11 protein-coding genes are annotated in these 11,598 nt (G+C 34.6%); all 11 read left to right on the plus strand.

All coding sequences use genetic code 11. The features are described 5' to 3' along the window. Positions 1 to 47: 47 nt before the first annotated feature. The 11 genes from HMPREF2795_RS05885 (at position 48) to ftsH (ending at position 11,457) form a co-directional block, all read left to right on the plus strand. A complete protein-coding gene (locus HMPREF2795_RS05885; protein WP_075228437.1) occupies positions 48 to 242 on the plus strand; it encodes a DUF951 domain-containing protein in 195 nt (64 codons plus the stop codon). Between the two features lie 83 nt (positions 243 to 325). Continuing rightward, positions 326 to 1,441 carry a redox-regulated ATPase YchF gene (gene ychF / locus HMPREF2795_RS05890; protein WP_001218725.1) on the plus strand — a complete coding sequence of 372 codons (1,116 nt, stop codon included), beginning with the start codon at positions 326 to 328 and terminating at the stop codon, positions 1,439 to 1,441. A 72-nt stretch (positions 1,442 to 1,513) separates the two neighbouring features. Next, positions 1,514 to 2,083, plus strand: a complete 570-nt coding sequence (pth, locus tag HMPREF2795_RS05895; RefSeq protein ID WP_000163915.1) for an aminoacyl-tRNA hydrolase — start codon at positions 1,514 to 1,516, stop codon at positions 2,081 to 2,083. Next, a complete protein-coding gene (gene mfd / locus HMPREF2795_RS05900) occupies positions 2,076 to 5,579 on the plus strand; it encodes a transcription-repair coupling factor (protein ID WP_000514112.1) in 3,504 nt (1,167 codons plus the stop codon). Before pth ends, mfd begins: the two co-directional genes overlap by 8 nt. A gap of 64 nt (positions 5,580 to 5,643) precedes the next feature. Then, positions 5,644 to 5,910, plus strand: coding sequence for an RNA-binding S4 domain-containing protein (locus HMPREF2795_RS05905; protein WP_001234970.1), 267 nt, complete (start codon positions 5,644 to 5,646; stop codon positions 5,908 to 5,910). Continuing rightward, positions 5,903 to 6,271, plus strand: a complete 369-nt coding sequence (locus tag HMPREF2795_RS05910) for a septum formation initiator family protein (RefSeq protein WP_075228438.1) — start codon at positions 5,903 to 5,905, stop codon at positions 6,269 to 6,271. Before HMPREF2795_RS05905 ends, HMPREF2795_RS05910 begins: the two co-directional genes overlap by 8 nt. A gap of 6 nt (positions 6,272 to 6,277) precedes the next feature. After that, on the plus strand, positions 6,278 to 6,400 hold the full coding sequence (locus HMPREF2795_RS10925; RefSeq protein ID WP_000429332.1) for an SP_0009 family protein: 123 nt from the start codon (positions 6,278 to 6,280) through the stop codon (positions 6,398 to 6,400). Then, entirely contained in the window at positions 6,393 to 7,661 is a 1,269-nt protein-coding gene (locus HMPREF2795_RS05915) for a serine hydrolase (RefSeq protein ID WP_001224805.1), read from the plus strand. Before HMPREF2795_RS10925 ends, HMPREF2795_RS05915 begins: the two co-directional genes overlap by 8 nt. Further along, positions 7,658 to 8,935, plus strand: a complete 1,278-nt coding sequence (gene tilS / locus HMPREF2795_RS05920) for a tRNA lysidine(34) synthetase TilS (protein WP_001205615.1) — start codon at positions 7,658 to 7,660, stop codon at positions 8,933 to 8,935. The genes HMPREF2795_RS05915 and tilS overlap by 4 nt, the downstream gene beginning before the upstream one ends. A 4-nt stretch (positions 8,936 to 8,939) precedes the next feature. Beyond that, on the plus strand, positions 8,940 to 9,482 hold the full coding sequence (gene hpt / locus HMPREF2795_RS05925; RefSeq protein ID WP_000890190.1) for a hypoxanthine phosphoribosyltransferase: 543 nt from the start codon (positions 8,940 to 8,942) through the stop codon (positions 9,480 to 9,482). A gap of 16 nt (positions 9,483 to 9,498) precedes the next feature. Further along, positions 9,499 to 11,457, plus strand: coding sequence for an ATP-dependent zinc metalloprotease FtsH (ftsH, locus tag HMPREF2795_RS05930; RefSeq protein WP_001171816.1), 1,959 nt, complete (start codon positions 9,499 to 9,501; stop codon positions 11,455 to 11,457). Positions 11,458 to 11,598: the final 141 nt, after the last annotated feature.

Here is an 11,598-nt window from a genome sequence, read left to right on the forward strand (position 1 = left end):
GCTCGCCTCTTTTATGATATAATCGAAAAAGAAAAAGGAGACTAACTATGTATCAAGTTGGAAATTTTATTGAAATGAAAAAACCACATGCTTGTACGATTAAGTCAACAGGCAAAAAGGCAAATCGCTGGGAAATTACTCGTGTTGGTGCAGATATCAAAATAAAATGTAGTAATTGTGACCACGTAGTCATGATGAGTCGCTATGATTTTGAAAGAAAAATGAGTAAAATCATCGACTAAGAACCCTAGTTAGAGGGTTAGCAAGTTTTCCCTTTTTGTGTTATAATATTGAAGATTGAAATGTGAACGGAGAATGAGAAACTATGGCTTTAACAGCAGGTATCGTTGGTTTACCAAACGTTGGTAAATCAACCCTATTTAATGCAATTACAAAAGCAGGAGCAGAGGCTGCAAACTATCCTTTTGCGACCATTGATCCAAACGTTGGAATGGTAGAAGTTCCAGATGAACGCCTCCAAAAATTGACGGAAATGATTACTCCTAAAAAGACAGTTCCAACAACCTTTGAATTTACAGATATTGCAGGGATTGTAAAAGGAGCATCAAGAGGAGAAGGTCTTGGGAATAAATTCTTGGCCAACATCCGTGAAGTTGATGCGATTGTTCATGTGGTTCGTGCCTTTGATGATGAAAATGTCATGCGTGAGCAAGGTCGTGAAGATGCCTTTGTGGATCCGCTAGCAGATATTGATACCATTAACCTAGAGTTGATTCTTGCTGACTTAGAATCAGTTAATAAACGCTATGCGCGTGTAGAAAAAATGGCGCGTACGCAAAAAGATAAGGAATCAGTTGCAGAATTTAACGTTCTTCAAAAGATTAAACCAGTTCTTGAAGACGGTAAATCAGCACGTACCATTGAATTTACAGATGAAGAGCAAAAGGTTGTCAAAGGTCTTTTCCTCTTGACCACTAAACCAGTTCTTTATGTAGCGAATGTGGATGAGGATGTTGTTGGAGACCCAGACTCTATTGATTATGTGAAACAAATTCGAGAATTTGCAGCGACAGAAAATGCAGAGGTAGTCGTTATTTCTGCGCGTGCTGAGGAAGAAATTTCTGAGTTAGACGAAGAAGACAAGCAAGAGTTTCTTGAAGCACTTGGGTTGACAGAATCAGGCGTTGACAAGTTGACTCGCGCAGCTTATCACTTGCTTGGACTTGGAACTTACTTCACAGCTGGTGAAAAAGAGGTTCGTGCTTGGACCTTTAAACGTGGCATGAAAGCTCCTCAAGCTGCTGGTATCATTCACTCAGACTTTGAAAAAGGATTTATTCGTGCAGTGACCATGTCTTATGACGATTTGGTAAAATATGGCTCTGAAAAGGCTGTAAAAGAAGCTGGACGTTTGCGTGAAGAGGGAAAAGAATATGTCGTGCAAGATGGCGATATTATGGAATTCCGCTTTAACGTTTAATCAGTATTTAAAATAATGTCAATTAGGTTGGAAAAAAATTCCAACCCTTTTGACTTTTGAAAGGAAATATAAATGACAAAATTACTTGTAGGATTGGGAAATCCAGGGGATAAATATTTTGAAACTAAACATAATGTTGGTTTTATGTTGATTGACCAACTAGCAAAAAAACAGAATGTATCATTTACACACGATAAAATATTCCAAGCTGAATTAGCTTCATTTTTCCTTAATGGTGAAAAAATTTATCTAGTGAAACCAACAACTTTTATGAATGAAAGTGGGAAAGCAGTTCATGCTTTATTAACCTATTATGGTTTAGATATTGAAGATTTACTGATTATTTACGATGATCTTGACATGGAAGTAGGAAAAATTCGACTTCGCGCTAAAGGATCAGCTGGCGGTCATAATGGTATCAAGTCAATTATCCAACATATTGGTACACAGGTTTTCAATCGAGTAAAGATTGGTATAGGTAGACCTAAAAAAGGAATGTCTGTTGTTCACCATGTTTTGAGTAAGTTTGATCAAGAAGATTATATTGGTATTTTACAATCTATTGACAAGGTTGACGATGCTGTAAATTATTATTTACAAGAAAAAAACTTTGAAAAGACGATGCAGAAATATAATGGGTAAGGAAATGGCATTAATCGATTTCTTTTTAGAGAATAAACAAATCCTATCTTGGCATGAGAACCTACCACAGAAACAAAGACAATTATTGCTAGGTCTTTCTGGATCAGCAAAATCTTTAGCTATTGCTAGTAGTCTGAAGAGTCAGGATAAGGTTTTAGTGATGACTTCTACATATGGAGAGGCTGAGCGTCTGGTCAATGATCTAATCTCTATACTAGGTTCGGATCTGGTTTATCCATTTCTAGTAGATGATTCACCAATGGTCGAATTTTTGGTATCATCTCAGGAAAAGATTTTTTCTCGGGTTGAAGCTCTGCGGTTTCTACGAGATAAGTCTCAAAGAGGGATTTTAGTTTGTAACGTCGCAGCTAGTCGGGTATTCTTACCAAATCCTCAAGTTTTTGATAATAGTATCTTAGAACTTCAAGTGGGCCAGGAATGCGAACAAAGAGAATTAAAAAATCACTTAATTTCTCTTGGTTATAAGAAAGTTACACAAGTTCAAAGTCAGGGAGAATTTAGCCTTCGTGGAGATATTCTAGATATCTTTGAAACCTCACAAGTATCTCCTTACCGAATAGAATTTTTTGGTGATGAAATTGATGGTATAAGAGAATTTGATACTGAAACTCAGCTTTCTAAAGACAGTCAGTCTAAAGTACTGATATATCCAGCAAGTGATATTTTACTAACTTTTGAAGATTATCATCGTGGCCTGAAATTTTTAGAACATGAGATTGATAAGGCACTTTCTCCAACTTTAAAGTCTTACTTAGAAGAAGTTTTTAGTTGCACGAAAGAGCAAGTTCTTCATACAGATATTCGCAAGTTTTTGTCTGTATTTTATAAAAAACAATGGACATTGATAGACTATTTGAATCAAGTTCCTGTTATATTTGATGATTTTCAAAAAATCATGAACCAGTACGATGCTTTTGATAAGGAAACAGCTAGCTACTTTACAGATGATTTACATAATAGTAAATCAGTGTCAAATTTACAATATTTTGCTGATGTAGAAAGTCAGTTTAAAAAATATGTACCAGCGACTTTCTTTTCAAATTTTCAAAAAGGGCTTGGAAATTTGAAATTTAATAATCTGTACCAGTTCAATCAATATCCTATGCAAGAGTTCTTTAATCAGTTTTCTTTTCTGAAAGAAGAAATTGAACGTTACAAAAAATTAAAGTATACGATTATTCTTCAAGCAAGTAGCAAAACTGAACTAAAGAAACTGTCAACGATTCTTGATGAATACGATATTAAATTTGATAATAGTAATGAAAGTAAAATCTGTAAAGGAACTGTCAATCTTGTTGAAGGAAATCTGCGACATGGCTTTCATTTTGTAGATGAAAATCTTGTATTTATCACTGAATATGAAATTTTTAAAAAGAAGATTAAACGCAAGTATCGAAGACAAAATATCAGTAACGCTGAACGATTAAAGGATTATAATGAACTCCAAAAAGGAGATTATGTTGTTCATCAAATTCATGGTATTGGTCAATATTTAGGGATTGAAACGATTGAAATCAAAGGAATTCATCGAGACTACGTAAGTGTCCTATATCAAAATGGAGACCGTATTTCCATCCCTGTAGAGCAGATACAGACTCTTTCTAAGTATGTCTCTAGTGATGGTAAGGCTCCAAAGTTAAACAAATTAAACGATGGACGTTTTAAAAAAGCCAAGCAAAAAGTAAAGAGTCAAGTTGAAGATATTGCAGATGACTTGATTAAGTTATATGCCGAGAGAAGTCAACTTAAAGGATATGCATTTTCAAAAGATGATGAAGATCAGGTTGCTTTTGACGAAGCATTCCCATATGTAGAGACTGAGGACCAACTTCGAAGTATCGAAGAGATCAAGAAAGATATGCAGGCTTCTCAACCGATGGACCGACTTTTAGTTGGAGATGTTGGATTTGGTAAGACAGAAGTAGCTATGCGAGCTGCATTTAAGGCTGTCAATGATCATAAACAGGTTGTTGTTTTAGTACCAACTACCGTTCTTGCTCAGCAACATTACAGTAATTTTAAGGAAAGATTTGAACAATTTGCTGTCAATGTAGATGTTTTGAGTCGTTTTAGAAGTAAGAAAGAGCAGACTGAGACACTTAAAAAATTGAAAAAAGGTCAAGTAGATATTTTGATAGGGACCCATAGAGTTTTATCTAAAGATGTTGAGTTTGCAGATTTGGGGTTGATGATTATTGATGAAGAACAACGTTTTGGTGTTAAGCATAAGGAAGCTCTCAAGGAATTAAAAAAGAAGGTTGATGTCTTAACCTTGACAGCGACACCAATTCCTCGAACTCTTCATATGTCTATGCTAGGTATCCGAGATTTATCTGTCATCGAAACACCTCCAACTAATCGATATCCTGTTCAAACCTATGTTCTTGAACAGAATGATCGTGTCATTCGTGATGCTGTATTGAGAGAAATGGATCGTGGTGGTCAAGTTTACTATCTTTACAACAAAGTTGACACGATTGAAAAGAAGGTTTCAGAGTTACAAGAGTTGATTCCAGAAGCTTCAATTGGTTTTGTTCATGGACAAATGAGTGAAATTCGCTTAGAAAATACACTTCTTGATTTCATTGAAGGTGAATATGATATTTTAGTAACTACAACAATCATCGAGACAGGAGTAGATATTCCAAATGCTAATACCTTGTTTATAGAAAATTCAGATCATATGGGATTGTCAACCTTGTATCAATTAAGAGGTCGGGTTGGTCGTAGTAATCGAATTGCATATGCTTATCTCATGTATCGTCCAGATAAAACCTTGACAGAAGTTTCTGAGAAAAGATTAGAGGCCATCAAAGGTTTTACTGAACTAGGTTCTGGTTTCAAAATCGCTATGCGTGATTTATCCATTCGTGGAGCTGGGAATCTTTTAGGAAGTTCACAGTCTGGTTTTATTGATTCTGTTGGGTTTGAGTTGTATTCTCAGTTACTAGAAGAAGCAATTGCTAAGAAAAATGGAACTGACAAGAAACGTGAAAAAGGAAATGCTGAGTTAATTCTACAAATTGACGCTTATCTTCCGGATGAGTACATTTCAGATGAACGGCATAAAATTGAAATTTACAAGAGAATTCGTCAAATTGACAATCGTGTCAACTACGAAGAATTACAAGATGAGTTGATCGACCGTTTTGGAGAATATCCAGATGTGGTTGCTTACCTTTTAGAAATTGGATTAGCTAAAGCATATCTTGATAAAGTGTTTGTCAATCGTGTTGAAAGAAGAAATAATAAGCTTGTTATTCAATTTGAAAAAATTTCGCAACAACTATTTTTAACACAAGATTATTTCCAGGCTCTATCTCAGACAAGTTTGAAGGCCAATATTTCAGAAAATCAAGGTTTAATTGAAGTTGTATTTGATATTCGAAATAAAAAAGATTATGAAATTTTAGAAGGTCTTTTAACTTTTGGAGAATCATTAGCAAACATAAAAGAATCAAAAGAGTCACATTAGGAGTTATCTTTTTTCTTCTATAAAAGGTAGAAAAATGGTACAATAATAATTTGAGGTAATAAAAATGAGATTAGATAAATATTTAAAAGTATCAAGAATTATTAAGCGTCGTACAGTGGCTAAAGAAGTTGCAGATAAGGGACGTATCAAGGTAAATGGTATTCTTGCCAAGAGCTCTACAGATTTAAAAATCAACGATCAAGTCGAAATTCGTTTTGGAAATAAATTGTTGCTCGTAAAAGTGTTAGAAATGAAAGATAGCACTAAAAAAGAAGATGCTGCAGGTATGTATGAAATTATCAGCGAAACAAGGGTAGAAAACGATGTATAAAAAAATTGTGCAAATGAATAATTCTTTTATTCAAAATGAACACCAACGTCGTAAATACTTGATGGAAGAACGACAAAGACGAAATCGTTTTATGGGCTGGGTTTTGATTTTGATTATGTTGTTGTTCATCCTACCAACCTATAATTTGACTCAAAGTTATCAGCAACTACTCGAACGTCGCCAACAGTTAGCCAATCTGAAAAAACAGTATCAAGAATTGAGCGATGAAAAAGATAAAGAATCAAATCTTGCAACCAAATTAAAGGACGAAACATACGCAGCCAAGTATTTGCGTGCAAAATATTACTATTCAAAATCATGGGAAGAAGTTTATACTATTCCGGACTTACTTCCTAGGTAATGTAAAATGGAAAATTTATTAGATATTATTGAACAATTTTTAAGTCAGTCAGATGAAAAATTAGAAGAGTTAGCTCAAAAAAATCATCTGTTACGGTTACAGGAAGAAGAGGAAAAAAAGAATGCGTAAATTTTTAGTGATATTGCTACTTCCTATTTTTTTAAAAAGTGTCCAAGTAGTAAGCACTGAGAATCCAGTTATCATTCCAAAACAAGAAGTTTATTCCTTAACCCACGCTTCGTATCATTTTTACTATCAAGATGTTATAGAATCTCCAAAATTTTATGGTGAAACATCTGTTTATTCTACAGAAGATTTGATTAAAGAATCAGGAAAAGTCAATGCAGATACAAAATTATCTGTTTTAGAATGGAAATTAAATAAACAAGGACAGCCTGTCTTTAAATTGTCTAATAATCAGTTTGTGATGGCCGATAAACGACTTTTATACGATAGTTCAAATGTCAACAATTTTTCTAAACGAGTGTGGTTAGAACCTGAATTTATTGTCTATAATAGCCCTTATGATAAACAAGAATTAAAATCTACTTTGGTACCCTATCAAGATGTTGAAGTAGATATGTCTATTTTTGCTGGTGGGCATGAATTTTTACATATCAAACAAACTGGTTGGATTTCGACGGATGATATTTCCGATGATGATAATCGTATTCAGAAAGTACAAGAGTTGCTATCTGCAAATTATCAAAATGAACAGTTCTCTATTTATATTAAACAATTGAGTACAGGTAAGGAAGCTGGGATTAATGAAGATCAAAAAATGTACGCTGCTAGTGTTATGAAATTGCCTTATCTTTATTATGTTCAAGAAAAAATCAATCAAGGTGATTACCAACTTGACACGAAATTGAAGTACGTTTCTGAAGTGAATGATTTCCCTGGTTCTTATAAACCTGAAGGAAGCGGAAATCTCCCTAAAACAGCAGACAATAAAGACTACACTCTCAAAGATTTAATCACAAAAACTGCAAAAGAATCTGACAATGTAGCTCATAATATTCTTGGTTATTATATTACGAATAAATCAGATGAAGCCTTTAAAAAAGAGATGGCTACTATCGCAGGTGGGGAATGGGATGTGACAGATAAGTTGGCTTCAGCTAAAATGGCTGGTCAAGTTATGGAATCTATTTATAATCAGAATGGTTTTGTTTTAGAATCCCTATCACAAACAGCTTTTGATAATCAGAGGATTGCTAAGAATATTTCTGCTAAGGTAGCCCATAAAATTGGGGATGCAGATGAATTTAAACACGATGTAGGAATAGTCTATACAGATTCTCCTTTCATTATTGCAATCTTTACCAAAAATTCTGATTATGATACCATTTCTAAAATTGCTAAGGATGTCTATGAGGTCCTAAAATGAGAGACCGAGATTTTTTAAATCATTTTCTAGAAAAAGGTTATTTTAAAGATCATTCACGAGTTGTACTAGCCTTGTCTGGTGGATTGGATTCGATGTTTCTTTTTCATCTCCTTTCAACTTACCAAGAAGAACTTGGGATTGAATTATTTTTAGCTCATGTAAACCATAAACAACGATTAGAATCTGATCATGAAGAATATGAATTAATAAAACTAGCTGAACAAGTTGGAGTTCCAATTTACGTAGCTCATTTTACTGGAGATTTTTCAGAAGCAAATGCTCGTCAATTTCGCTATAAATTTTTTAGGAAAGTAATGGGGAAAACTTCCTCTACAGCCCTTGTAACAGCTCATCATGCAGATGATCAGGCTGAGACGATTTTTATGCGAATGATTAGGGGTGTTAGACTACAACATTTATCAGCTATAAAAGAGAGACAAAAGTTTGATAAGGGAGAATTAATTCGTCCGTTGCTTTCTTTTTATAAGAAGGATTTTCCTGAAGTTGAGCATTTTGAAGATAGGACGAATAAAGAAAATCATTATTTTCGCAATCGAGTTCGTAATATTTACTTACCACAACTGGAAAAAGAAAATATTCAGGTAAAGAGAGCGTTTTTAGAGTTTGGAAAAGAAGTATCTGACTATCAAATTGCTCTGACTGAATTATCTCAAACAGTCAATGTGGAAGATTTAACTCAGTTTTTGTCTTTTAGTGAATCAACACAGCGAGTTTTACTACAACAATACCTTAGTTGTTTTGCTGATTTAAATGTAACAAGAGAACAATTTCAAGAAATTCATCATATTTTAAAAACTAAGAGCCAATATCGCCATAGTATAAAAAATGGTTATGAACTTATAAAAGAATACCAGCACTTTCAAATTGGTAAAATCAGACCAAAGTCTGATGAAAAAAGTAGTGAGTGTGTGTTAAACTATCAAAATCAAGTTTATTATGAAGGTTTTCTATTTTCATTTGGAATCCCCCTAAAAGGAGAAAATGTTCAACAAATAAATGTTTCCCGTGAAACATCGTTGATTATACGGCATCGACAGCCTGGTGATTATTTGATAAAAAATGGTCATCGTAAAAAACTAAGACGACTTTTTATTGATTTAAAAATTCCTAAAGAAAATCGAGAAAAAGCTATTATCATTGAGCAATTTGGAAAAATTTGTTCAGTTTTAGGAATTGAAATCAGTGATTTGAGTAAAAAAATGAAAAATGATATAATGAACACTGTACTTTATATAGAAAAAATAGATAGGTAAAATCATGTTAGAAAAAGATATCAAGAAAATTTTGATTTCACAAGATGAAATTACAGAAGCAGCTAAAAAATTGGGTGCTCAGTTGACAAAAGATTATGAGGGAAAAAATCCGATTTTAGTTGGAATTCTAAAAGGTTCTATTCCTTTTATGGCAGAATTGGTGAAATATATTGATACACATCTTGAAATGGACTTTATGATGGTCTCTAGCTATCATGGTGGGACTGTAAGTAGTGGTGTCATTAATATTAAACAAGACGTAACTCAAGATATTAAAGGTCGACATGTTGTCTTTGTAGAAGATATTATTGATACTGGTCAAACCTTGAAGAGTTTGAGAGATATGTTTACTGCAAGAGAAGCAGCTTCTGTTAAGATTGTCACAATGCTTGATAAACCAGAAGGTCGTACAGTAGAAATCGAAGCAGATTATACATGTTTTACAATTCCAAATGAATTTGTTGTAGGCTACGGTTTAGACTATAATGAAAACTATCGTAACCTTCCTTATGTAGGTGTATTGAAAGAGGAAGTTTACTCAAAATAGAAGGGTAAGTGTTTGAATGCAAAAACAAAATAATGGTTTCATAAAAAATCCATTTCTTTATTTGTTGATGATTTTCTTGCTAGTGACAGGATTCCAGTACTTTTTTGCTGGTAGATCCGCTGGTCATAGTCAACAAATTAAGTACTCAGAATTGGTTCAGGAAATCACTAACGACAATGTAAAAGAAATGACCTACCAACCAAGTGGTAGTGTTATTGAAGTGTATGGTGTCTACAAAACTGCTAAGACAGAGAAACAGGAAACGGGAATTCAATTTTTTACACCCTCTGCTACAAAAGTAGAGAAATTTACAAGTATTGTCCTCCCATCAGATACAACTGTAGCGGATTTGCAAAAGCTAGCAAGTGAACATCAAACACAAATTGAAGTGAAACACGAAAGCTCAAGTGGTATGTGGATTAACATCCTGGTTTCAGTAGTACCATTTGCTATCTTATTCTTCTTCCTCTTCTCTATGATGGGAAATATGGGCGGAAATAGTGGACGTAATCCAATGAGCTTTGGACGTAGTAAAGCTAAAGCTGCTAATAAAGAAGATATCAAAGTTCGCTTCTCAGATGTCGCAGGCGCAGAGGAAGAAAAACAAGAACTTGTTGAAGTTGTTGAATTCTTAAAAGATCCAAAACGATTTACAAAATTGGGTGCCCGGATTCCAGCTGGTGTTCTCTTAGAGGGGCCTCCGGGAACCGGTAAGACATTACTTGCCAAAGCAGTCGCAGGAGAAGCTGGTGTACCATTCTTTAGTATTTCAGGTTCTGACTTTGTAGAAATGTTCGTCGGTGTCGGTGCGAGCCGTGTACGTTCTCTCTTTGAAGATGCAAAAAAAGCAGCACCAGCTATTATCTTCATTGATGAAATTGATGCCGTTGGTCGACAACGTGGTGTCGGTTTAGGTGGAGGTAATGATGAACGAGAACAAACCTTAAACCAACTCTTGATTGAAATGGATGGTTTTGAAGGAAATGAAGGAATTATTGTCATTGCGGCAACAAACCGTTCAGATGTTCTTGATCCGGCTCTACTTCGTCCAGGTCGTTTTGATAGAAAAGTATTAGTTGGTCGTCCAGATGTTAAGGGACGCGAAGCAATTTTGAAAGTCCATGCTAGAAATAAACCTTTAGCTGAAGATGTAGATTTAAAATTGGTAGCACAACAAACTCCAGGTTTTGTTGGTGCCGATTTGGAAAATGTATTGAACGAAGCAGCTTTGGTTGCAGCTCGTCGTAATAAATCAGTGATTGATGCTTCTGATATTGATGAAGCTGAAGATCGTGTTATCGCTGGACCATCTAAGAAAGATAAGACAGTTTCACAAAAAGAACGTGAATTGGTTGCCTACCATGAGGCAGGACATACCATTGTCGGTCTAGTATTGTCAAATGCCCGTGTTGTTCATAAAGTTACCATAGTACCACGTGGACGTGCAGGCGGATATATGATTGCACTTCCTAAGGAAGACCAAATGCTTCTATCTAAAGAAGATATGAAAGAACAATTAGCTGGCTTAATGGGTGGACGTGTAGCTGAAGAGATTATCTTTAACGTCCAAACAACTGGAGCATCTAATGACTTCGAACAAGCTACTCAGATGGCGCGTGCAATGGTTACAGAGTATGGTATGAGTGAAAAACTTGGTCCAGTACAATATGAAGGAAGTCATGCCATGTTTGGTGCACAAAGCCCTCAAAAATCAATTTCAGAACAAACAGCTTATGAAATTGACGAAGAAGTTCGTTCATTATTGAATGAAGCACGAAACAAAGCTGCTGAAATTATCCAGTCAAATCGTGAAACTCACAAGCTGATTGCAGAAGCATTATTGAAATACGAAACACTGGATAGTACACAAATTAAATCTCTATACGAAACAGGAAAGATGCCTGAAACAGTAGAAGAGGAATCACATGCACTATCTTATGATGAAGTAAAATCAAAAATGAGTGAAGAAAATTAATTATCTTAAATACTATAAACAGAGGAGGCACAAGTTTTCTCTGTTTTTTCAAAAAATGATATGTGCTTCATAAAAAACAATTATTGTAAGAAAAAAATTAACCGAAACTCTGGGCAGACGAACGATTTAAAGGCCGCAAAG

Origin of the sequence: Streptococcus sp. HMSC056C01 (assembly GCF_001811305.1) — a bacterium.
Classification (GTDB): domain Bacteria; phylum Bacillota; class Bacilli; order Lactobacillales; family Streptococcaceae; genus Streptococcus.

Bases quoted from the DNA above. Each gene is read 5' to 3' on its own strand.
- tilS (WP_001205615.1), top strand. From the start codon at position 7,658: ATGAGAGACCGAGATTTTTTAAATCATTTTCTAGAAAAAGGTTATTTT.
- HMPREF2795_RS05905 (WP_001234970.1), top strand. From the start codon at position 5,644: ATGAGATTAGATAAATATTTAAAAGTATCAAGAATTATTAAGCGTCGT.
- ftsH (WP_001171816.1), top strand. From the start codon at position 9,499: ATGCAAAAACAAAATAATGGTTTCATAAAAAATCCATTTCTTTATTTG.
- HMPREF2795_RS05910 (WP_075228438.1), top strand. From the start codon at position 5,903: ATGTATAAAAAAATTGTGCAAATGAATAATTCTTTTATTCAAAATGAA.
- HMPREF2795_RS05885 (WP_075228437.1), top strand. From the start codon at position 48: ATGTATCAAGTTGGAAATTTTATTGAAATGAAAAAACCACATGCTTGT.
- HMPREF2795_RS05915 (WP_001224805.1), top strand. From the start codon at position 6,393: ATGCGTAAATTTTTAGTGATATTGCTACTTCCTATTTTTTTAAAAAGT.
- pth (WP_000163915.1), top strand. From the start codon at position 1,514: ATGACAAAATTACTTGTAGGATTGGGAAATCCAGGGGATAAATATTTT.
- ychF (WP_001218725.1), top strand. From the start codon at position 326: ATGGCTTTAACAGCAGGTATCGTTGGTTTACCAAACGTTGGTAAATCA.
- mfd (WP_000514112.1), top strand. From the start codon at position 2,076: ATGGGTAAGGAAATGGCATTAATCGATTTCTTTTTAGAGAATAAACAA.
- hpt (WP_000890190.1), top strand. From the start codon at position 8,940: ATGTTAGAAAAAGATATCAAGAAAATTTTGATTTCACAAGATGAAATT.
- HMPREF2795_RS10925 (WP_000429332.1), top strand. From the start codon at position 6,278: ATGGAAAATTTATTAGATATTATTGAACAATTTTTAAGTCAGTCAGAT.